Genomic DNA, 21,433 nt, shown 5'->3' on the forward strand with positions numbered 1-21,433 from the left:
TCAGTCATGGCTCAGTCTCCTTACAGTTTTATGAAAAATCGGTATATTTTGTTCCGATATTTGAAATACGTATTCAATTTAACTGTTGCGAAATGCGCTGTCAATGAAAATTCATGAAAAATTGGACTGTTTCATTCCTGAATCCGGAATCCGTGACTTTGCCCCACTCCTGAAACAACAATGGCGGGCTATCCGCAACAGATAGCCCGCCATCGATACCTGCCGCGCTACGCCTTAGAACTTCAGGCGCATGCCCGCCGTGAAGGCGCTGGAATTATGCCCAGGCAAGGGCACGCTGCCGCCACTGGAAGCGTCGCCAACGAAGTTGGTGCCCGCGCCATCGTTGCTGATGCGCCCGTACGACGTGTACAGATTGGTGCGCTTGGACAAGGCATACGTGTAGCCGATGGCCAGCTGGCGTCCGCCGCGGCGCGCGCTGGTGCGGTCATCCTTCTTGATGTACGACGCCATCACGCTGCCCGCCGCGCTGACCGGCGCGGACACGCCCAGCATGACGTTGCGGAAATCCGTGCCCGCATCGTCCTTGTCCGTTTCATACGCGGCGTGCAGTTTGGCGGGGCCGAAGTCGTAGGTACCGCCCAGCAAAGTCACCTTGGCTGTGTTCAGCTCACTATCCTTGCGGTTGTCGTGCGCCAGGGTCAGCACCACCGGACCGTTGGCGTAGTCGATGGAAAAGTCGATGGTGCGGCCCAGGCTGGCGCTGTCCGGCTTTTCGCCGAGGCCAACCATGATGGCGGCCGACAAGCCGTTCACCTTCGGCGTTTCGTACATGATGGAGTTTTTCGTGCGCAGGCTGGCCACACTCATCAGGTTAAGCGAGGCGCCCGTCAGACCCGTCTCGAAGGGATCGATATTGTCCAGTGCGGTGAACAGCGGGTTGTGCTGCAAGCCGATATTCACGGCGCCGAAGCTGCCGGACAAGCCCACATAGGCCTTGCGCCCGAACAAGGCGCCCTGGCGGTACGCACCAGTATCGAGGTCGAGGCCATTTTCCAGCAAGAAATTAGCCTTCAGATTGTTGCCCAAGTCTTCCGTGCCCTTGAAGCCGATGCGGCTGCCCGACTGCACGCCGGTGGCCAGCTTGGTGACGGAACCTTCCGCGCCGCCGTGTTCGGACGTCAGGCCCGCGTCGAGCAAGCCGTACACGGTGACGGACGATTGGGCGCTGGCGCCGCCGGCAAAGAGTGCGGCCAGGACGGCCGCCGCTACGAGTGTGTGTTTCATGTCATCTCCAGGTATTGTGGTTTTTATAAACGCTTGAAACGATAATCAACTACCTTGCTACAAATCTGGCTCAGGCGATCAGCCCGGCCATCGGCGACGAGGGCGCAGCGCTCATGGCGCCCGCTCTCCGAGGCATGCGTCCGGCCAGGTAAGCCTCGCGTCCGCCCTGCACTGCCAATTTCATGGCGCGCGCCATGCGGATCGGCTCGCGCGCCGCCGCGATGGCGGTATTCATCAGGATGCCGTCACAGCCGAGTTCCATGGCGATGGCCGCGTCAGACGCCGTGCCCACGCCGGCGTCGACCAGCACGGGCACGCGGGCTTGCTCGATGATCAAGGATAGATTCCACGGATTCAGAATGCCCATGCCCGAGCCGATCAGGGACGCCAGCGGCATGACGGCGATGCAACCAAGGTCTTCCAGCATGCGCGCCTGGATGGGGTCGTCACTGCAATACACCATCACCTGGAAGCCGTCGCGCACCAGCTCCCCTGCCGCTTTCAGCGTTTCCGGCATGTTCGGAAACAGGGTCTTTTCATCGCCGAGCACTTCCAGCTTGCACAGCGGGTGCCCGCCCAGCAGTTCGCGCGCCAGTTGCAAGGTGTAGACGGCGTCGCGCGCGTTGTAGCAGCCGCCCGTGTTGGGCAAGATCGTGTATTTCGACGGTGGAATGAAGTCGAGCAGATTCGGCTCGCCCTTCTCCTGGCCAATGTTGACCCTGCGGATAGTGACGGTGACGATCTCGGCGCCGCTCTCCTCGATGGCCAGGCGCGTTTCCTCGAAATCCTTGTATTTCCCGGTGCCCACCAACAGGCGCGACTGATAGGTGGTGCCGGCCAGGGTCAGGCCGCCGGGTGATTGGCTGGGGGTGGTGGCGTCTCTCATCGTGATCTCCTGTGCAATTCATTTAAACCAGAAGCAAAATCCGGGGTCGGACCCTGAGGGGGAACGTGGCCCAATGGGCCACATTCCGCTCCCGGTGGGACCGACCCCAGCCTTTTTCCTTGGGTTTCCCCGCAAAACGCAAAATCGACGTCGGGCCGCCGTCCCGACACCAGGTCGGCGATCGCCCTGCCCGCGCCGCAGCCCATGGTCCAGCCCAGGGTGCCGTGGCCCGTGTTGAGGAACAGCTGGCGGTAGCGCGTGGCGCCGATGTAGGGCACATTCGACGGTGTGAGGGGGCGCAGGCCGGCCCAGTAGACGGGGGCGCCGTAATCGCAGGCATGGGGAAACAGCGCTTGTACCCGGCGCGTGATGGCGGCGCAGCGCACGGGGTTCAATTCGCGCGTGTAGCCGTTCAGCTCGCACGTGCCCGCCACGCGCAGGCGCTCGCCCAGGCGCGAAAACACCAGTTTATGGCCGTCGTCCGTCAGCGATACGGACGGCGCGCTGACGGGGTCGATGATCGGATAGGTGGCCGAATAACCCTTGCCTGGATACAGCATCAAGCGGATGCCCAGCGGCTGCAACAGCGGTGCGGAAAAGCTGCCCATGGCCACCACCACGGCGTCCGCGTGCTCGAGGCGGTGGCGGCCCTGCGCGTCGATGCATTCCACGCCCGTGATGCGCTCGCCCTCCGCCAGCAGCCGCGTCACGGTCGTGCCGTACTGAAAATCCACGCCAGCCTTGGCGGCGCGCGCGGCCAGCGCCGTGGTAAACAAATGCACATCGCCCGATTCGTCGCTGGCCGTAAAATCGCCGCCCACGATGCGGCTGCGCGCGTGGCGCAGGGCCGGTTCCAGCCGTATCACTTCATCGGCGCTGACGGTATTGCGCGGGCAGCCCAGTTCGCGCAACAGCGCGGCGCCCGCTTGCGATTTGTCGAACTCCTGCTGGTCCGTATAGAAATGCAAAATGCCCCGTTCCAGATGGTCATAGGCGATGCCCGTCTCGCGGCGCAAGGCTTGCAGACTCTGGCGGCTGTACTCGGCCAGGGCGACGATCTGGCGCATATTGCGCGCTACCCGCGACGGCAAACATTCGCGCAGGTAATGCAAGGCCCACTGCCATTGCAGCGGGTCCAGGCGGGGACGGAACAGCAGCGGCGCGTCGTCCTTGCCCAGCCAAGTCAGGACTTTGCGCAGGGTGGCGGGATTGGCCCACGGCTCCGCATGCGAAACGGAAATCTGCCCACCGTTGCCGAAACTGGTTTCCTGCGCGGCGCCCGCCTGGCGCTCGAGCACGCGCACGTCGTGGCCCGCCTGGCGCAAATACCAGGCCGATGCCGTGCCGACCACGCCGGCGCCGAGGACAAGGATCTTCATGGCGAATGCCCAGCGCTCAGCGCGTCAGCAGCACGGCGATGGCGACGAAGGCGGCGATCCACACCGTTTCCATCACCAGCATGATGACGGGACGCCAGCCCAGCGAGGCCAGCGACTGGAACGACGTCTTCACGCCCAGGGCGGCAATGGCAATGACGAGGCAGGCGCGCGAGGCATTATTGATCCAGCCATTCACTTCCTGCGGGATCAGGCCCAGGCTGTTGGTAATCACCAGCCAGACAAAGCCGATCAGGAAGAACGGTACTAACGGCGGCGCATCGACTTCACTCTTGCCATCCTTGCGCTTGAACATGATCGACAGGCCCAGCACGACGGGCACGAGACAAGCGACGCGCGTCAGTTTCACGAAGGTGGCCACGTCGCCCGTATGGTTGCTCACCAGATAGCCGGCGCCCACCACTTGCGCCACGTCGTGGATGGTGCCGCCGATGAACACGCCCGCCTCGGTCGGGTCAAAGCCCAGCAGCTTGACCAGCAGCGGGTAGACGATCATGGCCAGGGTGGACAGCGAGGTCACGCCCACCACCGTCAGCAAGGTGAACTTTTCGTTTTCCTTGGTTTGCGGCAGCACGGCCGAGATGGCCAGCGCGGCCGAGGCGCCGCAGATGGCCACGGAGCCGCCCGACAGAATGCCTTCCGTGATGGGGCGTTTCAGCCATTTGGCCAGCAGGTAGCCGAAGCCCAAGGTGGCCACCAGGCCGCCCACGACGATCAATAACGGCGTCACGCCCACCGAAGCGATCTGGTTGAAAGTGATGCGCGCGCCCAGCAGGGCCACGCCCGTGCGCAGCAGCACCTTGCTGCAAAACTCGATGCCGGGCTTGCAGGTGGGGTCGGAAGCGAGGAAGTGGAAAGCCAGGCCGAAGAACAGCGCGTACAGCAGTTGGGGGCCGCCGTAATTGCTGGAAATAAAGGTCGCCGACAGGGCGATCACCAGCGCGATGGCCACGCCGGGCCAGCTGCGCAGCACGGCGCGGGGGCGCCAGATGGCAACGGCGGAAGACAGGTAGGGAATGTTCTTGTCGACAACGCGCGTTATCGCTGAGGAGTTAGTTTTCATGCTGGTCCGCTCATAATGTTTTAAAAATTGGGACATTTCATCTCGTTTTTTAATAATACACGATGATCTAGCGAAGTCCATGCTTTTCCATGAAAATCGAAACCGGATGTTCCGGAAACTGACGGTTTTTATTTTGCACCCCCCGCAAACGACGAGCGGCGCGGCCCTGGGCAGGGACGCGCCGCTGTTTGTTTGCGAGTTAAAGAGTTACTTTTTGTTCAGGCGGGTGATCAGGCTGGACGTGTCGTAGCGGCTGCCGCCCGCCTGCTGCACTTCGCCATAGAACTGGTCCGTCAAGGTTGTCACGGGCAAGTCGCTGCCGTTGCGCTTGGCTTCGGCGAGGCAGATGCCCAGGTCCTTGCGCATCAGGTCGACGGCGAAACCGAAGTCAAACTTGCGCTCGATCATGGTCTTGCCCCGGTTTTCCAGCTGCCACGACTGCGCCGCGCCCTTGGAAATGACATCCACCACCAGCGCCGCATCGAGGCCCGCGTTTTCCGCAAAGGCGATGCCTTCGCTCAAGGCTTGCACCAGGCCCGCGATGCAGATCTGGTTGACCATCTTCGTCAGTTGCCCCGAACCGGAGGCGCCCATGTAGGTGACGGCGCGCGCGAACAGGGCGATGACGGGTTCGGCGCGCGCATACGCTTCGGCGTCGCCGCCCACCATCACCGTCAGCTTGCCGTTTTCCGCGCCCGCCTGGCCGCCGGACACGGGTGCGTCGAGGAAGAACACGCCCTGCTCTTGCGCCGCCGCGTGGATCGTGCGCGCCGCTTCGGCGGACGCCGTCGTATGGTCGATCAGGATGCTGCCCGGCGCCATGGCGGACAGCAAGCCGCCCTCTTCCAGGATGACTTGATACAGATCATTGTCGTTGCCGATGCAGGTAAACACGAACTCGGCACCCGCTGCCGCGGCGGCAGGCGTGGCGGCGCTGCTGCCCTTGTGTTGCTCCAGCCAGGCGGCCGCGCGGGCCGGATTGCGGTTGTACACGGTGACGTCATGCCCGCCCGCCGCCAGATGACCTGCCATGGGGAAACCCATGACGCCCAAGCCGATGAATGCCACTTTTGCCATATTGTCCGTCCTGTCGATGTGTGAATCCGATTATTGTTGCATTACCTTACGCAAGATCAAAGCACTTCGCGCAATGCGGCCATCAAGGCCGCACACTCGGCCGGGTTGCCTATGCTGATGCGCAAATACTGGCTGATGCGCGGTATATTGAAATGGCGCACGATCACGGAGCGCGTGCGCAAGCCGGCCGCCAGTTGCGCCGCGTCATGCTGCGGGTGGCGGGCAAAGACGAAGTTGGCCACCGAAGGCAGCACCTCGAAGCCCAGCACAGTCAAATCCGCCATCAGCTGTTCGCGGCTGGTGATGACAGCCTGGCGCGTGTGCTGAAAATACGCTTCGTCGTGCAGCGACGCGACGGCGCCAGCCAGCGCCAGCCGGTCCAGCGGATACGAGTTGAAACTGTTCTTCACCCTTTCCAGCGCTTCGATCAGGTCCGCATGCCCGAAGGCGCAACCGACGCGCAAGCCCGCCAGCGAACGCGATTTCGAGAACGTCTGTACCACCAGCAAGTTTGGATAACGCTCGACCAGGGCCACGGCGCTCTCGCCGCCGAAATCCACATACGCTTCATCGACTACGACCACGGCGTCGGGATGGGCGCGCAGCAGGGTTTCCACGCCGGCCAGCGGCAAGTCCACTCCGGTCGGCGCGTTGGGATTCGGAAAGATGATGGCGCCGCACGGCCCCCGGTAGTCTTCCGGGCGGATGCGCATGGTGTCGTCGAGCGCTACCGTGCGGTAATCGATGCCGTACAGCTTGCAATACACGGGATAGAAGCTGTAGCTGATGTCGGGGAACAGCAGCGGCGCATCGTGCTTGAGCAAGGCCATGAAGGCCAGCGCCAGCACTTCGTCGGAACCATTGCCGACGAACACTTGCGCGCTATTCAAGCCGTGGTAGTCGGCCAGGGTTTGCTTCAGTTCGCTGGCCGTGGGATCGGGATACAGGCGCAGGCTGTCGTTGCTGGCGTCGTGCAGCGCGGCCAGCACCTGCGGCGATGGGCCGTAGGGATTTTCGTTGGTGTTGAGTTTGACCAGGTCGGGCAGTTTCGGCTGCTCGCCGGGGACGTAGGGGGTCAGCTCGCTGACGATGTTGCTCCAGAATCGGCTCATTGCTTTGCTTTGGTATGGGGGCAGGATGGGAGGGGGTAGATTACCATAGGCTGAGCGGGGTCAAGGTGGGCGGCGGTGTCGAAGGCAGATATGCAACAGCGCAATAGCCGGACCGTGCACGATACCCTCGGGACACGGTTTGACAGCACTGAAAAAAGCGCGGAGCATGGAGTGCGCAACGAGGAGATGCGGTCATGAGCGGACGGGGCGACACACAGGAGCGGAATACGGCGGATATGAAAATGGAGCATGCCGATTACGCGACCAAAAGCGACGTGGCTGCGGCCAGATCGGTCATGATTTTATGGTGCGTGGGGACGATGATTGCCATGTCGGTCGTGGCGTTTGCGGTGGCACGGCTGGTGCACTAGCTTGCGTTAATGGCGGCGCTGGCTTTCAAGGCCTGAATGGAGGAAAAAACGCCTTGCGCTGCGCGCTTTGGGCGGTTTTTTTTCTACCTGGGCTTGATGCGCTGGTGGTTTTTTGACCTTGCGGGAATAAAAAAAGCTCCCTTGCGGGAGCTTCCTTTATATATTCTGGCGGAGAGGGTGGGATTCGAACCCACGGTACGATTTAACGTACGCTTGATTTCGAGTCAAGTACATTCGACCACTCTGCCACCTCTCCGTTTACTGCGGTCTATTCATTCAAACTGGCGTGCCGGTTTGAACGAGGCGCTATTTTAGCATGGGTGTTGTTGGGTTGGGTAGGGGTTTATTGGCGATTTGCAACTCAATGCTGGCCGCCAAACCGAAAAACCAATTGGGCGATTCGGGGAGCCTCGCGCGAGTACGCGCTCGTCTTCGAATCCCACACGCAAGGCGCGCAGGCGCCTTGCTCCTTTCCGCCGCCACAAATAAAAAAAGCTCCCTTGCGGGAGCTTTTTCTATTTGTTCTGGCGGAGAGGGTGGGATTCGAACCCACGGTACGATTTAACGTACGCTTGATTTCGAGTCAAGTACATTCGACCACTCTGCCACCTCTCCATTTACTGCGGTCTTTTCCCGCATTGCTGCGAGAAGGCAAGATTATAGCAGCCCGCAACAAAAAGAAAAGGACTATTTTTAAGCCTTCAGATGCGTCAGGCCACCCATATACGGTCGCAGCACGGCCGGAATCTCGACGCTGCCGTCTGCTTGCTGGTAGTTTTCCAGCACGGCAACCAGGGTGCGGCCCACTGCCAGGCCGGAGCCGTTCAGGGTGTGCGCCAGTTCCGGCTTGCCGGCGGCGTTGCGGAAACGCGCCTGCATGCGGCGGGCCTGGAAGGCTTCCGTATTCGACAGGGACGAAATTTCGCGGTAAGTGTTTTGCGCCGGCAGCCACACTTCCAGGTCGAAGGTCTTGCTGGCCGTAAAGCCCATGTCGCCCGTGCACAGCGACATCACGCGGTATGGCAAACCAAGGCGTTGCAAAATCGTTTCCGCGTGGCCGACCATTTCTTCCAGCACCTGGTACGACGTGTCCGGGTGCACCACTTGCACCATTTCCACCTTGTCGAACTGGTGCTGGCGGATCATGCCGCGCGTGTCGCGGCCGTAGCTGCCCGCTTCCGAGCGGAAGCATGGCGTGTGGGCCGTCATTTTCAGGGGCAATTGATCGAGCGCCAGGATTTCATCGCGCGCGATGTTGGTCAGCGACACTTCCGACGTCGGGATCAGGTAGAAGGTCTCGCCCTCGCCTTCCACGCCGCCTTTTTTCACCGAGAACAGATCGGCTTCGAATTTCGGCAGCTGGCCCGTGCCGCGCAGCGAATCGGCGTTGACCATGTACGGCGTATAGCATTCCGTGTAACCGTGCTCGTCCACGTGCGTGTTGAGCATGAACTGCGCCAGCGCGCGGTGCAGACGGGCGATGCCGCCCTTCATGACGGAAAAGCGCGAACCGGTCAGCTTGGTGGCCACTTCGAAATCGAGGCCCAGCGGAGCGCCCACGTCGACGTGATCCTTGACCTCGAAATCAAACGTGCGCGGCGTGCCGACCTTGCGCACTTCCACGTTGCCCGACTCGTCCGTGCCTACAGGCGACGATTCGTGCGGCAAGTTTGGCACAGCCATGATGAAGTCGCTCAGCTTGGCTTGCACTACGCTCAGCGCCGCTTCATCGGCTTTCAGTTCATCGCCCAGGCCGGCCACTTGCGCCATCACGGCCGAGGTGTCTTCCCCCTTGCCTTTCAACATGCCGATTTGCTTGGACAGCGCGTTGCGCTTGCCCTGCAGTTCCTCGGTGCGCGTCTGGATCGCCTTGCGTTCGGCTTCGAGGGCATTGAAACCTGCCACGTCGAGCTGGAATTTGCGCGTCGCCAGGCGTTCTGCGACGTTGGCGATGTCTTTACGGAGAAGTTGGATATCTATCATGGGTGGATGGCGGTGCCGATGTATCGAAAGCACTCATTGTACCAAGACCCTGTTCACTTCGATGAGTTTTGCGCACGGTCCACCATCGTCATGGCGGCATGGCCGGGCACTCGCGCCCGCTTTATGGCTGATGCTTAAATAAAGGCGGCTTTTTCAGCAGCGGTCAGGCGGCGGGCGCTGACGGTGACGACGGGCATCGTGCTGTCGGCAGCCTGGGCGATCACGGTGCTGCTGGCGCTCACTTCCACGGTATTCGCGCCGGCGCTGGCGAAACTGGCGCCGATAGCGATGATGGCGGCGGCGACAAAGGTGATTTCCATGTTTTTCAGTGCGTGCATGATGTAACTCCTGGTTGGTTTGTGTAGTTGACTGCTGCTGGTATGGTGGTACTTTAGCCAACGGCGACAAACAACGCCACCGGCTTGCGACCAGCGGCGAAAAACAGGGAGCGAACGGTGAAAAACAGGGACTGAGACGCAGACAATAATTACAAGGCCTCATGCACCAGGCGGCCCAGGCGTCCAATCGCCTGCTCGATGCGCGGCGTCCACGCATTGCCGCAATTGAGGCGCAGATAGTTGCCGAACTTGCCCGAGGCCGAGAACAGCTGGCCCGGCATATACGCCACGCCTTCCGCGATGGCCTGGCCGTGCAGGGCCAGCGCATCGACTTGCGACGGCATCTGCACCCACAGCACAAAACCGCCCTGCGGCTCGGACAGCATGCAGTCCGCCGGAAAGCTCGCCGCCACGGCGTCGGACATGCGGGCGATGCGCTGCACCAGGGTGCGCCGCATCTTGCGCAGCTGCTGGTCGTAGCTGCTGCCTTCCAAAAAGTCGGCCAGCACGGCCTGGAAGAAATGGCTGGTGGCGCCGCTCGACACGGTTTTCAGCAACGCCACTTCCTGCGCGAAGCGCCCGGCCAGCACATAGCCCACGCGCGAGGCGGGCGTAATCGCCTTGGAAAACGAGGAACACAATAAAACGTTGCCGCTCGTGTCGTAAGCCTTCACGGGCCACGGACGCTGCGGTGCAAAGCACAGGTCGCCATACACATCGTCTTCCACCAGCGGAATATTGAATTCCGACAGCAGGCCCGCCAGCCGCTTCTTGTTGGCTTCCGGCATAACGCAACCGAGCGGATTGTTCGCATTCGGCACGAACAGACACGCTTGCACGAGGCCGGCGCGCAGGGCCAGCTCCAACGCGTCGAGCGACGGCCCCGTCTTCGGGTCGGTGGGGATTTCCAGCGCCTTCATGCCCAGGCTTTCTATCATCTGCAGCAGCACGAAATACGTGGCCGATTCGATGGCGATGGTGTCGCCCGGCTTGGCCACGGCGCGCAGGCACAGGCTGATCGCTTCCGTGCAGGAATTCGTCACGACGATTTCGTACGGGTCCAGCTTGCCCCAATCCAGCGCGCGGCGCGTCACCTGGCGCAGGAAATTGCCTTCACTGACGTCGTAGCAGCTGACCTTGCTCAACAAGGCGGGTTCGCGCCGCGCCACCGCGCTGATGGTGCGCTGCATGCGCTTGATGGGCAATATTTCATCGGGCGGCCAGGCTGTGCCCAGCTGCACGATATCGGATGTTTCGTTGTCCTTCAGCACGCGCATCAACAGATTGTTGATGCCGACAAAGGCCGGCTCCTTCAAATGCTGGGCGTCGGCACTGCACGCGCGGCGCGGCGCCCGGTGGCGCACGAAATAGCCGGACTGGGGCCGCGCATCGACCTGTCCCCGGTCTTCCATCAGGCGCAAGGCTTGCATCACCGTGCTGACGGAAATGCGCTTTTGCTGCGCCAGGTGGCGGATCGACGGCAGGCGGTCGCCGGGTGCAAACACGCGCGCGTCGATCAAGGCGCCCAGCTCGTTGGCCAGGTGCTCGTACAGATTCAAATGCGCGCTCATGTTCATCCCTTCAGTATGCGGCCGCCGCGCGCGGCACGCACAGATACAGTTGCCCGATTTTTTGACAAGCACAGTGTACGACAAGGGACACTGTATACATCACAATTTCGTTTTCCTGCATCTGTCATGGTTCAAGCCAAGCGCCTAAGCTATTCCTGTCAGCACAACAGGAGCGATGCCATGCATACCGACCACGAATTACGCACCGAACGGCCTTTGCGCCTGGAAAAAGCGCACGCCAGGGTCATCGAATGCCTGTCCGGCACGGCGTGGATCACGGCCTACGCCCAGTTCGACGATTGCGTGCTGCGCAGCGGCGAACGCTACACGATACCGAATGACGGCCTGGTGCTGGTCGAAGCCGTGGGTAGCGGACGCATCCGCGTGCATGGGACGGCCGCACCGCGCCCCGCCCTGCTGCGCTGGCTGCATCGGCACCGCCCCCAAACATTAATCACAAGGAATACATGATTCAGTCACCACCTTTGCGCGTCCTCGTCACGGGCGCCGCCGGCATCATCGGCACCGCTTTCTGGAAGCGCCGGCACGGGGAATTCTCCCTGCGCCTGGCCGACCTGCACACAGGCAAGCTGGCTGAAGCGCCCTGCCCGTCCATGCAACTCGACGTGAGCGACTACGCCGCCTGCCTGGCCGCCTGCATGGACATCGACGTGGTGCTGCACCTGGCCGGCGTGCCGCACGCCAGCGCCGATTTCGATGCGCAACTGCTGCAGCCGAACATCATCGGCACGCACAACATCTTCCGCGCGGCACAGGCGCAGGGAGTGAACAGAGTGGTGTTTGCCAGCAGCGCGCAAGCCATCGAAGGCTATCCGCTGGACGTGCAAGTGCACGAAAGCATGCCGGTGCGTCCGGCGAACATGTATGGCGCCAGCAAGGCCTTTGGCGAAGGCGTGGCCTCAGCATTCGCGCACCAACATGGCATGACGGCGATCGCCGTGCGCATCGCCAACGTGGCCCACTTTGCGCCAGGTCAACAGCACAGCGCGCGCGACATCGCCGCCTTCATCAGCGAGCGCGACGTGGTGCAGCTGCTGGCCTGCTGCGTGGCGGCGGACGTGCCGGCCGGCTACCACGTCGTGCATGGGGTGTCGGACAACCGCTACAAGCGGCTATCCATCGAAGCGACGCGCCGGCTGGTCGGTTACGCGCCGCAGGACGACGGTTTTAGCTTGCTGGGCCTGTAGCCTCAGCCCTTGCCGGCCTTGCGGTCAAGCTCGCGCAGCCAGGCCAGCTTGTCGGCGATCTTGCTTTCCAGGCCACGCGGCACGGGCTGGTACCAGCCCGGCTCCGCCATGCCGTCCGGGAAGTAGGTTTCACCGGCCGCGTACGCATCGGGTTCGTCGTGCGCGTAGCGGTAGGCGTGGCCGTAGCCGAGTTCCTTCATCAGTTTGGTCGGTGCATTGCGCAAGTGCACGGGCACTTCCTTCGATTTATCTTTCTTGACGAACGCCATGGCCGTGTTGAAGGCGTTGTAGCCGGCATTGCTTTTCGCGGCGATGGCCAGGTAGATCACGGCTTGCCCCAGCGCCAGCTCGCCTTCGGGCGAACCCAGGCGCTCATAGGTTGCCGCCGCGTCGTTGGCCATGGTCAGCGCGCGCGGGTCAGCCAGGCCGATGTCTTCCCAGGCCATGCGCACGATGCGCCGCGACAAGTAGCGCGGGTCGGCACCGCCATCGATCATGCGGCAAAACCAGTACAGGGCAGCATCCGGGTTCGAGCCGCGCACGGATTTATGCAACGCGGAAATCTGGTCATAGAAATTATCGCCACCCTTGTCGAAGCGGCGCGAATTGAGGGTCAGCGCATTGTCGACGAAGGCCGCGTCGATCTTCGTCGTCCCCGTCGAGCTGGCGGCCGTATCGGCCTGTTCCAGCAAGTTCAGGAAACGCCGCGCATCGCCGTCCGCGTAGCCGATCAGGGTATCGGCCGCCGCCTCGTCAAACGTCAGATGCGTCAGGGCCGTGGACTGCGCCTTGGCCAGCAGCAGCTTCATCTCGTCTTCGTTGAGCGATTTCAATACATACACTTGCGCGCGCGACAGCAGCGCCGAATTGACTTCGAAGCTGGGGTTTTCCGTCGTGGCGCCAATGAACGTCACCAGGCCCGACTCGACGAAGGGCAGCAAGGCGTCCTGTTGCGATTTATTAAACCTGTGGATCTCATCGACGAACAATAAAGTGTGCTTGCCGAACTGGTCCAGGCTGTGACGGGCCTGGTCCATGGCTGCGCGGATATCTTTCACGCCGGCAAACACGGCCGACAAGGCGATGAATTCGCTGTCGAAGGCGTTCGCCATCAGGCGCGCCAAGGTCGTCTTGCCCACGCCGGGCGGCCCCCACAAGATCATCGAATGGGCCTTGCCCGCCTCGAACGCCAGGCGCAGCGGCTTGCCCACGCCCAGCAGATGCGTCTGGCCAATGACTTCGTTGAGGGTAGCAGGCCGCAAGGCTTCGGCCAGCGGCTGGCGCGGTGCGGTGGAAAAGAGATCCGCCATAATGAGGTACCTAATAAGAATGCAAAAGCCCCGCATTGCTGCGAGGCCGGCTCATACGCAAGGCGCGACAGTCTTAATTATTAATGACGTCGGCGCCCTTGGGCATGACAAATTTAAAGTGATTGGCGGACAAGGCCGGATTCTTCTGGAAATTCTTGAACGCCAGCACCGAGGTCTGGCCGAACGAGTCGCGCAATTCCATCGCTTCCGGCACGCCGTTGCGCAGGCCGATGGTGATTTCGTCGAACGTCGTGTCCTTGGCTTTCGGCGTGGCTTTCAGCCACTCCAGACCGTCGCGCGTGCCCGCTTCGGCCAACGTAAAATTCTTTTCCAGGTCGTTGCTGCCGAACAAGATGGCGGCTGGCGAGGAACCGAGTGCGTCGCCCAGTTTCTTGACCGTCACCTGGCTCAAATCCTTGTCGTAGATATACAGCTTGTCGCCATCCGCCTGCAGCAATTGCTCGTATGGCTTCAGATAGGTCCAGATGAATTTGCCCGGACGGGCGAATTCAAACGTGCCGCTGGCTGGCGTCGACACTTTCGCCTTGCCGCTGGCGTCCGCCTTCTTGACTTGCCGCTGCACGAACTCGCCCTTGGCCGACTTGGTGCCGGCGGCAAAGCTCTTGAACTGTTCCAGCGCGCTGGCCGAGGCGCTGGCGGCGAACAGCAGGCTGCAGGCGACGCTGGCCGCGCCGATGATCATTTTTGTTGCGAAAGTCGTGTTCTTCATGCTGTTTACCCTTGTTCACTACTCGCCGCCGGCACCAGGATTTCCCGGTTGCCATTGGATTGCATGGTTGATACCACCCCGCTCTGCTCCATCTGCTCGAGCAGACGGGCGGCGCGGTTGTAGCCGATGCGCAAATGACGCTGCACCAGCGAAATCGAGGCGCGGCGGTTTTTCAGCACCACCGCCACCGCCTGGTCGTACAGGGCATCGGCCTCGCCGCCACCCTCGCCCGGCGCGCCGCCTTCGGCGCCATCGCCTTCCAGGGTGCCGCCTTCGAGGATGCCCTCGATGTAATTCGGTTCGCCCTGCAGCTTCAAATAGCTGACAACACGGTGCACTTCCTCATCGGACACAAACGCGCCGTGCACGCGCATCGGCAAGCCGGTGCCGGGCGGCATGTACAGCATGTCACCCATGCCCAGCAGCGCTTCCGCGCCCATCTGGTCGAGAATCGTGCGCGAGTCGATCTTCGACGAGACCTGGAAGGCGATACGCGTGGGGATGTTCGCTTTGATCAGCCCCGTGATCACGTCTACAGATGGGCGCTGCGTGGCCAGAATCAAGTGCAGACCGGCGGCGCGCGCCTTTTGCGCGATACGCGCGATCAATTCCTCGACTTTTTTGCCCACCACCATCATCAGGTCGGCCAGCTCGTCGATGATGATGACGATGGTCGGCAGTTTCTCCAGCGGCTCGGGCGAATCGGGGGTCAGGCTGAACGGATTCGGGATGTGCTCTTCGCGCTTTTTCGCGTCGGCGATCTTCGCGTTGTAGCCGGCCAGGTTACGCACGCCCATCTTGCTCATCAACTTGTAGCGGCGCTCCATCTCGTTCACGGCCCAGTTCAGCGCGTGGCCCGCCTGGCGCATGTCGGTCACGACGGGCGCCAGCAAGTGCGGAATGCCTTCGTAGACGGACATTTCCAGCATCTTCGGATCGATCAGGATCAGCCGTACGTCGAGCGGGTCGGATTTGTACAGCAGCGACAAAATCGTCGCATTGATGCCCACGGATTTACCGGAACCGGTCGTGCCGGCCACCAGCAAGTGGGGCATCTTGGCCAGATCGGCCACGACGGGCTTGCCGGCGATATCCTTGCCCAGCGCAATCGTCAGGCTGGACACGCCATCGTTGTAGACCTTGGAGCCGAGGATTTCCGTCAGGCGCACGATCTGGCGTTTGCTATTCGGCAGTTCCAGCGCCATGTAATTCTTGCCGGGAATGGTTTCCACCACCCGGATCGAGGTCAGCGACAGCGAACGGGCCAGGTCGCGCGCCAGGCCCACGATCTGGCTGCCCTTGACGCCCGTGGCCGGCTCGATTTCATAGCGCGTCACCACAGGGCCGGGGTAAGCGACCACTACCTTGGCATCGACGCCAAAGTCGGACAATTTCTTTTCGATCAGGCGGCTCGTGAATTCCAGCGTTTCCACCGAGACCGTTTCCACCACGGGCGGCGCCTCGTCGAGCAGCGACAGCGGCGGCAGCTTGCCGTCGCCGGGGGTTTCAAACAGATGCGCCTGGCGCTCCTTTTCCACGCGCTCCGATTTCACCACCGTCACAACCTGCGGCTCGATTTTGACGGGCGGCGCGGCCACATGCTTTTCCACATGCTTGGCCCGTTCGATGACCACCACTTCGTCGCGGCGCACGGCAGCCACTTCGCCCTGGCGGCGGTCTTCACGATCCTGGTAGCGCAGCACGAACCAGTTGAACGCATCTTCGATGGCGCCGCCGATGCGTTCAGCCACTTGCAGCCAGGAAACGTGGAAGAACAGGCTGAAACCGAGGCCAAACAGCAGCAACAGTAATAAAGTAGCGCCCGTGAAGCCGAAGGCCACGTGGGCCGAGTGCCCCACCAGCTGGCCCAGCACGCCGCCCGGCTCGCGCGGCAGCTGCACGTGCAGGCTCTTGGCCATGCGCAGATATTCCAGGCCCATGCTGCCGATCAGCATGATGGAGAAGCCGACGATGCGGATCAGCATCTCGACATGGTGCTCGCGCTCCACGTCCTCTTCTTCCAGCAGGAAGCGCTTGCTCAGGCGGCGATAGCCATTCCATACCGTGCGCAGCAGCCAGACGCACCACCACCAGGCGGAAAAGCCGAAGATATACAGCAACAAATCGGAGAAGGTCGCACCCAGCTTGCCGCCCAGGTTGGCCACCTTGTCGACGGAGGTCGCATGCGACCAGCCCGGGTCGAGCTTGTTGAAGCTGGCCAGTATCAGCACAAAATACAGGGCAAACGCGGCCAGCGCGAACCAGCGCGCCTCGGACAGCAGCCGTACCAGCCGGTTCGGCAGAGGCCGGCGTTCGACCGGTTTACGGGTGTAGCTATTTTGATTGGCCTGGGCTGGTTTAGTCATTCTGGGAAGCGCTGCAAGGTGATAAATGTTTCTGAAAGGGAATTTCCCATAATAAGGAAGTATTCTAAGCCATATATGCCCCGGACGGCCCCACGATTCGTCGCTACAGGCGGCTTGGTCTATAATCGTGGATTGCTTGCGCAAGCGCAATACGCCCTTGTTCTTCGCGCGTATGCCCCCAATTCGGACAGACCCCACTCATAGAGAAGCCTCCCATGACCACTACCAAACACGCCCGCGTTTTGATCCTCGGCTCCGGCCCAGCCGGCTACAGCGCCGCCGTCTACGCCGCCCGCGCCAACCTGAACCCGATGCTGGTCACCGGCGTGGAACAAGGCGGCCAGTTGATGACCACCACGGACGTGGAAAACTGGCCCGGCGACCCGATGGGCGTGCAAGGCCCCGACCTGATGCAGCGTTTGCTGCAGCACGCCGAGCGTTTCAATACGGAAATCGTGTTTGACCACATCCACACCACCTTCCTCAACGAAAAGCCGATCCGCCTGAAGGGCGACAGCCACGAATACACGTGCGACACGCTGATCATCGCCACGGGCGCATCCGCGCAATACCTGGGCCTGCCATCCGAAGCGCACTTTATGGGCAAGGGCGTGTCCGCCTGCGCCACCTGCGATGGCTTCTTCTACCGCAACCAGGAAGTGGCTGTCGTCGGCGGCGGCAACACGGCCGTCGAAGAAGCGCTGTACCTGTCGAACATCGCCAATAAAGTCACGTTGATCCACCGCCGCGACAAGTTCCGCGCCGAAGCGATTTTGATCGATCGCCTGAACGCCAAGGTTGCCGAGGGCAAGATCGTGTTGAAATATAACCACACCCTGGACGAAGTGACGGGCAACGAAGGCGGTGTGACGGGCTTGAACATCAAGTCGACCATCGACGGCAAGGTCGAAGCATTGAGCGTGCATGGCGTGTTCATCGCCATCGGCCACAAGCCGAACACGGGCATCTTCGAAGGCCAGCTGGAAATGCACAACGGCTACATCAAGACCAAGACGGGCCTGGAAGGCATGGCCACCGCCACCAGCGCGCCGGGCGTGTTCGCGGCCGGCGACGTGCAAGACCATATCTACCGCCAGGCGATCACCAGCGCCGGTACGGGTTGCATGGCAGCACTGGACGCCCAGCGCTACCTGGAAGGCCAGGAGTAAGCGTCGCATGGCGTCGATGAAAGACTTTGCCGACCTGAAAGCGGTCAGCAAGCAGCTCAAGGAGCAGGCCGATGCGCGCGCGCAAGCCGCGGCTGAACGCGCCCAGCAGGTCAAGGTGCAAGCCGTGGAGAGCAATCTGTTCAAGGCCAGCATCGGCGGCGTCAAGCGCCTGCCCGAGTCGGACCGCTACGTGCCCAGCGTGCCCAAGGCAGGCGCCATGGCGGCCCAGCAGCCGGCGCGCAAGCTGACGCAGGAAGAGGACCATGCGGCCGTGCTGCGCGAGTCGCTGTCGGACTTGTTCGAGGTCGACCATTACCTGGAAAACGATCCGGCCCTGAACTACGCCCGCCCCGGCGTGGGGCCGGACGTGGTGAAAAAGATGCGCAAGGGCCACTGGCCCATCCAGGATGAGCTGGACTTGCACGGCTTGCGCCGCGACGAGGCGCGCGACGGCATCGGCGCCTTCCTGAACCAGGCGACGCGGCGCAAGCTGCGCTGCGTGCGCGTGATCCACGGCAAGGGTTTTGGCTCGAAAGGCCAGGAACCGGTCTTGAAATCGATGGTGCACAGCTGGCTCGTGCAAAAGGATGAAGTCATCGCCTTTTGCCAGGCACGCCGCTCCGAAGGGGGCGATGGCGCGCTGGTGGTCTTGCTTTCCGCGGCGCTGCAGCCCATTCGTTAGCCTTGACAGCAAGATATTACAATTCAGTAACAAGTTAGCCCTCGCACACGGCCCCGTTTGTCACCATTCGGGGCCGTGTCATGTTAACCTGTGACAATTATTTCCTGCTCAAGCGCTCCACCCATGATGCCTCCCCAACTGCCGCCTGGCTCGCTGATCAAGATCATTGAGGTCATCGCCATCCTGGTGGGTGCGTTTTCCGGTTTCATCGAAGCGCGCCGCAAGCGCATGGACCTGGTCGGCGTATTCGTCGTGGCCTTCATCACGGCGTTCGGCGGCGGCACCCTGCGCGACATCCTGCTCGACAAACGGCCCCTGTTCTGGGTCTCGCACCAGGAATACGCGATTCTGATCTTCGTGCTGGCCCTGACGGCCGCGCCCTTGATCCAGCATTTGCGCCAGATCGTCTCGGAACGCCTGATCGTCATCGCCGACGCCATCGGCCTGGGCATGTTCGCCATCGCCGGAGTCGCTGAAGCGATGCGCGCCGGCATGCCGATCTTTATCGCCTCGATGATGGGAGTGATTACGGGAATCTTTGGCGGCGTGATGCGCGACATCGTCTGCAACGAAGTGCCGATGGTGTTTCGCGACGGCAAACCGTACGCCATCTGCGCCTTTTTCGGCTGCTGGGCTTATTTATTGCAGATGCACTTCGGCGCACAGCACGACTTCGCGCTGTGGACCAGCGCCAGCGGCATCACGATTCTGCGCCTGATATGCTGGAAATTCGACATGCGGCTGGGGCGTTGAGCGCAATCCAACAGCTTTGCTGGCTCAGCAGCGTCGGCTTACGCGCTGGCGCGCTAACCCGACCTACGCGTATCGACGTATATCAGGCGGAAGGTCGGATTAGGCTCGAAGAGCCGTAATCCGACAACATCGTTGGCTTGGGCTTACACCGCGTCCGGACCCGTTTCACCCGTGCGGATGCGGATGACCTGCTCCACGTTGCGCACGAAGATCTTGCCATCGCCGATCTTGCCCGTGCGGGCCGCCTTGATGATGGCGTCGACCACCAGTTCCGACACGCTGTCGTCCACCACCACTTCGACTTTGACTTTCGGCAAGAAGTCGACCACGTACTCGGCGCCACGGTACAGCTCGGTATGACCCTTCTGGCGGCCAAAGCCCTTCACTTCCGTCACGGTCAAGCCCGTCACGTTCACATCGGCCAGGGCCTCGCGCACTTCGTCGAGCTTGAATGGTTTGATGATGGCGGTAATCTGTTTCATGGCTACTCCTTAAAATTGTTGGATTGTGGACAGATGGCTGCTTATTCGTAGAATTTCGAGGTAATCGGGTAACGCCAGTCGCGGCCGAAGCCACGGTGCGTGACGCGGATGCCCACCGGCGACTGGCGCCGCTTGTATTCATTGATCTTGATCAGGCGCGTGACCCGGGCCACATCGGCCGGCGGGTAGCCAGCCTCGATAATCTCGGCGATCGGCCGGTTTTCTTCCATGTACAGCTGCATGATGCCGTCGAGTATTTCATACGGCGGCAAGGAGTCCTGGTCCAGCTGATCGGCGCGCAACTCGGCCGACGGTCCGCGCGTCAGGATGCGCTCGGGAATCACATCCGACACGCTGTTGCGCCAGGCGCACAGGCGGTACACGAGCGTCTTGGCGATATCCTTGATCACGGCAAAGCCGCCCGCCATGTCGCCGTACAGCGTGCAATAGCCGACCGCCATCTCGCTCTTGTTGCCCGTCGTCAAGACGATGCTGCCATGTTTGTTCGACAAGGCCATCAGCAGGGTGCCACGGATGCGCGCCTGGATGTTCTCTTCCGTCGCGTCTTCCGCCAGTCCGGCGAACTCGTCCGCCAGGGTGGTGCGGAAGGCGTCGAAGGTTTGCTTGATCGGAATTTCATCGTAGCGCACATTGAGGCGTTTTACCATGTCGCGCGAATCGATCCACGAGATATCGGCCGTAAACTGCGACGGCATCATCACGGCGCGCACCTTGTCGGCGCCCAGCGCATCGACGGCGATGGCCAGGGTCAGCGCGGAATCGACGCCGCCCGACATGCCGATCAGCACGCCAGGAAAACCGTTCTTGCCGATATAGTCGCGCACGCCCAGCACCAGCGCCTGGTACACCTGCGCCTCCGTGGTCAACGGCGCGGCCAGGGCCTGCGGCACGGGCGTGGCGCCGTCGAACTCGACCAGCTGCAAGTCTTCCTCGAAGTGGCGCAACTGGGCGCAAATGGTGCCGGCCGCATCCATGACGAACGAGTCGCCGTCAAAAATCAGCTCATCCTGGCCACCGACCAGGTTGGCGTACACGAGGGCCATACCTTGCGCGCTGACGTTCTTGCGCATGGTTTCATAGCGCAGATGCTGCTTGTTCATGTGGTAAGGCGAGCCGTTCGGCACCAGCAGCACTTGCGCGCCGGCCGCGCGGGCGCGCATCGGTGCATGCTCGAACCACGTGTCTTCGCAGATATTGATGCCGAAACGCACGCCCTTCACGCCAAACACGAAAGCCTGGTCCGACGACGTGAAGTAACGCTTTTCATCGAAAACGGTGGTGTTCGGCAAGTCATGCTTGCGGTAGGTGCCCAGCACTTCGCCATTGAGCAGCACGGAGGCGGCGTTGTGGCGCACGCCCTTTTCGTCTTGCAACGGCAAGCCCACCACCACGTGCATATCCTTGAACTGGGCCAGGTCGCGGGCCAGCTCGGCAAACGCCTGCTGCGTTTTTGCGTAGAATGCATTGCGCAGCAATAAGTCCTCGGGTGGATAGCCGACCAGCGACAGTTCCGGCGTGAGCACGATATCGGCGCCCGCTTCAAAGGCGCGGCGGGAAAGGTCGAAGATCTTGGCACGGTTGCCGGCCAGATCGCCGACCGTACTATTCATTTGAGCAATTGCGACTTTGACTGTCATGATGATGATGGATATTTTCGTTCTATTAAACA

At 61.7% G+C, this 21,433-nt stretch carries 20 protein-coding genes and 2 tRNA genes; 6 read left to right on the top strand and 16 right to left on the bottom strand.

Annotated features, from left to right (window positions below):
• Window positions 1-234: 234 nt before the first annotated feature.
• From K0F86_RS17480 to hisC, 6 genes are all read right to left on the bottom strand, one after another.
• Window positions 235-1,245 carry a porin gene (locus K0F86_RS17480; protein ID WP_219135589.1) on the bottom strand — a complete coding sequence of 337 codons (1,011 nt, stop codon included), beginning with the start codon at window positions 1,243-1,245 and terminating at the stop codon, window positions 235-237.
• Window positions 1,246-1,315: 70 nt separating this feature from the next.
• The gene (locus K0F86_RS17485) at window positions 1,316-2,131 is read right to left on the bottom strand and encodes a thiazole synthase (RefSeq protein ID WP_219135590.1); all 816 of its coding nucleotides are present in this window, start codon (window positions 2,129-2,131) and stop codon (window positions 1,316-1,318) included.
• Window positions 2,128-3,510, bottom strand: a complete 1,383-nt coding sequence (locus K0F86_RS17490) for a D-amino acid dehydrogenase (RefSeq protein WP_219135591.1) — start codon at window positions 3,508-3,510, stop codon at window positions 2,128-2,130. Before K0F86_RS17490 ends, K0F86_RS17485 begins: the two co-directional genes overlap by 4 nt.
• A 16-nt stretch (window positions 3,511-3,526) precedes the next feature.
• Window positions 3,527-4,591, bottom strand: coding sequence for a YeiH family protein (locus tag K0F86_RS17495; protein ID WP_096234667.1), 1,065 nt, complete (start codon window positions 4,589-4,591; stop codon window positions 3,527-3,529).
• 207 nt (window positions 4,592-4,798) lie between these two features.
• On the bottom strand, window positions 4,799-5,668 hold the full coding sequence (locus K0F86_RS17500; RefSeq protein ID WP_219135592.1) for an NAD(P)-dependent oxidoreductase: 870 nt from the start codon (window positions 5,666-5,668) through the stop codon (window positions 4,799-4,801).
• 56 nt (window positions 5,669-5,724) lie between these two features.
• Window positions 5,725-6,780, bottom strand: coding sequence for a histidinol-phosphate transaminase (hisC, locus tag K0F86_RS17505; RefSeq protein ID WP_219135593.1), 1,056 nt, complete (start codon window positions 6,778-6,780; stop codon window positions 5,725-5,727).
• A gap of 194 nt (window positions 6,781-6,974) precedes the next feature.
• On the opposite strand from hisC, the gene K0F86_RS17510 reads away from it, so the two are divergent.
• Complete coding sequence (locus K0F86_RS17510; RefSeq protein WP_219135594.1) at window positions 6,975-7,151, top strand: hypothetical protein; 177 nt, start codon at window positions 6,975-6,977, stop codon at window positions 7,149-7,151.
• Between the two features lie 166 nt (window positions 7,152-7,317).
• On the opposite strand, the gene K0F86_RS17515 is transcribed toward K0F86_RS17510, so the two are convergent.
• The 5 genes from K0F86_RS17515 to K0F86_RS17535 all read right to left on the bottom strand — a co-directional run bounded on the left by K0F86_RS17515 (window position 7,318) and on the right by K0F86_RS17535 (window position 11,043).
• Window positions 7,318-7,407, bottom strand: a tRNA-Ser gene (locus tag K0F86_RS17515).
• 269 nt (window positions 7,408-7,676) lie between these two features.
• A tRNA-Ser gene (locus K0F86_RS17520) sits at window positions 7,677-7,766 on the bottom strand.
• Between the two features lie 78 nt (window positions 7,767-7,844).
• Window positions 7,845-9,134: a serine--tRNA ligase gene (serS, locus tag K0F86_RS17525; protein ID WP_219135595.1), complete on the bottom strand. Its 1,290-nt coding sequence runs from the start codon at window positions 9,132-9,134 to the stop codon at window positions 7,845-7,847.
• Window positions 9,135-9,268: 134 nt separating this feature from the next.
• Window positions 9,269-9,472: a hypothetical protein gene (locus K0F86_RS17530; RefSeq protein ID WP_219135596.1), complete on the bottom strand. Its 204-nt coding sequence runs from the start codon at window positions 9,470-9,472 to the stop codon at window positions 9,269-9,271.
• Between the two features lie 149 nt (window positions 9,473-9,621).
• The gene (locus tag K0F86_RS17535) at window positions 9,622-11,043 is read right to left on the bottom strand and encodes a PLP-dependent aminotransferase family protein (RefSeq protein ID WP_219135597.1); all 1,422 of its coding nucleotides are present in this window, start codon (window positions 11,041-11,043) and stop codon (window positions 9,622-9,624) included.
• A gap of 180 nt (window positions 11,044-11,223) precedes the next feature.
• Between K0F86_RS17535 and K0F86_RS17540 the strand changes: the two genes are divergently transcribed.
• Window positions 11,224-11,514 carry a DUF2917 domain-containing protein gene (locus K0F86_RS17540; RefSeq protein ID WP_219135598.1) on the top strand — a complete coding sequence of 97 codons (291 nt, stop codon included), beginning with the start codon at window positions 11,224-11,226 and terminating at the stop codon, window positions 11,512-11,514.
• On the top strand, window positions 11,511-12,251 hold the full coding sequence (locus tag K0F86_RS17545) for an NAD(P)-dependent oxidoreductase (RefSeq protein WP_219135599.1): 741 nt from the start codon (window positions 11,511-11,513) through the stop codon (window positions 12,249-12,251). Before K0F86_RS17540 ends, K0F86_RS17545 begins: the two co-directional genes overlap by 4 nt.
• Window positions 12,252-12,253: 2 nt before the next feature.
• On the opposite strand, the gene K0F86_RS17550 is transcribed toward K0F86_RS17545, so the two are convergent.
• From K0F86_RS17550 to K0F86_RS17560, 3 genes are all read right to left on the bottom strand, one after another.
• Window positions 12,254-13,561, bottom strand: coding sequence for a replication-associated recombination protein A (locus K0F86_RS17550; protein WP_219135600.1), 1,308 nt, complete (start codon window positions 13,559-13,561; stop codon window positions 12,254-12,256).
• A 73-nt stretch (window positions 13,562-13,634) separates the two neighbouring features.
• Window positions 13,635-14,291, bottom strand: a complete 657-nt coding sequence (lolA, locus tag K0F86_RS17555; RefSeq protein WP_257224860.1) for an outer membrane lipoprotein chaperone LolA — start codon at window positions 14,289-14,291, stop codon at window positions 13,635-13,637.
• A 5-nt stretch (window positions 14,292-14,296) separates the two neighbouring features.
• A complete protein-coding gene (locus K0F86_RS17560) occupies window positions 14,297-16,657 on the bottom strand; it encodes a DNA translocase FtsK (protein WP_219135601.1) in 2,361 nt (786 codons plus the stop codon).
• Window positions 16,658-16,872: 215 nt separating this feature from the next.
• Between K0F86_RS17560 and trxB the strand changes: the two genes are divergently transcribed.
• The 3 genes from trxB (at window position 16,873) to K0F86_RS17575 (ending at window position 19,261) form a co-directional block, all read left to right on the top strand.
• Window positions 16,873-17,826, top strand: coding sequence for a thioredoxin-disulfide reductase (gene trxB, locus K0F86_RS17565; RefSeq protein ID WP_219135602.1), 954 nt, complete (start codon window positions 16,873-16,875; stop codon window positions 17,824-17,826).
• Window positions 17,827-17,833: 7 nt separating this feature from the next.
• The gene (locus tag K0F86_RS17570) at window positions 17,834-18,508 is read left to right on the top strand and encodes a Smr/MutS family protein (RefSeq protein ID WP_219135603.1); all 675 of its coding nucleotides are present in this window, start codon (window positions 17,834-17,836) and stop codon (window positions 18,506-18,508) included.
• Window positions 18,509-18,631: 123 nt separating this feature from the next.
• Window positions 18,632-19,261: a trimeric intracellular cation channel family protein gene (locus K0F86_RS17575; RefSeq protein WP_071078511.1), complete on the top strand. Its 630-nt coding sequence runs from the start codon at window positions 18,632-18,634 to the stop codon at window positions 19,259-19,261.
• A gap of 143 nt (window positions 19,262-19,404) precedes the next feature.
• On the opposite strand, the gene K0F86_RS17580 is transcribed toward K0F86_RS17575, so the two are convergent.
• Window positions 19,405-19,743 carry a P-II family nitrogen regulator gene (locus K0F86_RS17580; protein ID WP_077401797.1) on the bottom strand — a complete coding sequence of 113 codons (339 nt, stop codon included), beginning with the start codon at window positions 19,741-19,743 and terminating at the stop codon, window positions 19,405-19,407.
• A gap of 41 nt (window positions 19,744-19,784) precedes the next feature.
• Window positions 19,785-21,401, bottom strand: a complete 1,617-nt coding sequence (locus tag K0F86_RS17585) for an NAD+ synthase (protein ID WP_219135604.1) — start codon at window positions 21,399-21,401, stop codon at window positions 19,785-19,787.
• Window positions 21,402-21,433 lie beyond the last annotated feature (32 nt).

The sequence above is a fragment of the Janthinobacterium sp. UMAB-60 genome, from assembly GCF_900095235.1.
GTDB lineage: Bacteria > Pseudomonadota > Gammaproteobacteria > Burkholderiales > Burkholderiaceae_D > Janthinobacterium.

Bases quoted from the DNA above. Each gene is read 5' to 3' on its own strand.
- K0F86_RS17550 (WP_219135600.1), bottom strand. From the start codon at position 13,561: ATGGCGGATCTCTTTTCCACCGCACCGCGCCAGCCGCTGGCCGAAGCC.
- K0F86_RS17535 (WP_219135597.1), bottom strand. From the start codon at position 11,043: ATGAGCGCGCATTTGAATCTGTACGAGCACCTGGCCAACGAGCTGGGC.
- lolA (WP_257224860.1), bottom strand. From the start codon at position 14,291: ATGAAGAACACGACTTTCGCAACAAAAATGATCATCGGCGCGGCCAGC.
- K0F86_RS17540 (WP_219135598.1), top strand. From the start codon at position 11,224: ATGCATACCGACCACGAATTACGCACCGAACGGCCTTTGCGCCTGGAA.
- hisC (WP_219135593.1), bottom strand. From the start codon at position 6,780: ATGAGCCGATTCTGGAGCAACATCGTCAGCGAGCTGACCCCCTACGTC.
- K0F86_RS17580 (WP_077401797.1), bottom strand. From the start codon at position 19,743: ATGAAACAGATTACCGCCATCATCAAACCATTCAAGCTCGACGAAGTG.
- K0F86_RS17480 (WP_219135589.1), bottom strand. From the start codon at position 1,245: ATGAAACACACACTCGTAGCGGCGGCCGTCCTGGCCGCACTCTTTGCC.
- K0F86_RS17510 (WP_219135594.1), top strand. From the start codon at position 6,975: ATGAGCGGACGGGGCGACACACAGGAGCGGAATACGGCGGATATGAAA.
- K0F86_RS17560 (WP_219135601.1), bottom strand. From the start codon at position 16,657: ATGACTAAACCAGCCCAGGCCAATCAAAATAGCTACACCCGTAAACCG.
- K0F86_RS17485 (WP_219135590.1), bottom strand. From the start codon at position 2,131: ATGAGAGACGCCACCACCCCCAGCCAATCACCCGGCGGCCTGACCCTG.
- K0F86_RS17585 (WP_219135604.1), bottom strand. From the start codon at position 21,401: ATGACAGTCAAAGTCGCAATTGCTCAAATGAATAGTACGGTCGGCGAT.
- K0F86_RS17530 (WP_219135596.1), bottom strand. From the start codon at position 9,472: ATGCACGCACTGAAAAACATGGAAATCACCTTTGTCGCCGCCGCCATC.
- K0F86_RS17500 (WP_219135592.1), bottom strand. From the start codon at position 5,668: ATGGCAAAAGTGGCATTCATCGGCTTGGGCGTCATGGGTTTCCCCATG.
- K0F86_RS17490 (WP_219135591.1), bottom strand. From the start codon at position 3,510: ATGAAGATCCTTGTCCTCGGCGCCGGCGTGGTCGGCACGGCATCGGCC.
- K0F86_RS17545 (WP_219135599.1), top strand. From the start codon at position 11,511: ATGATTCAGTCACCACCTTTGCGCGTCCTCGTCACGGGCGCCGCCGGC.
- K0F86_RS17575 (WP_071078511.1), top strand. From the start codon at position 18,632: ATGATGCCTCCCCAACTGCCGCCTGGCTCGCTGATCAAGATCATTGAG.
- trxB (WP_219135602.1), top strand. From the start codon at position 16,873: ATGACCACTACCAAACACGCCCGCGTTTTGATCCTCGGCTCCGGCCCA.
- serS (WP_219135595.1), bottom strand. From the start codon at position 9,134: ATGATAGATATCCAACTTCTCCGTAAAGACATCGCCAACGTCGCAGAA.
- K0F86_RS17570 (WP_219135603.1), top strand. From the start codon at position 17,834: ATGGCGTCGATGAAAGACTTTGCCGACCTGAAAGCGGTCAGCAAGCAG.
- K0F86_RS17495 (WP_096234667.1), bottom strand. From the start codon at position 4,591: ATGAAAACTAACTCCTCAGCGATAACGCGCGTTGTCGACAAGAACATT.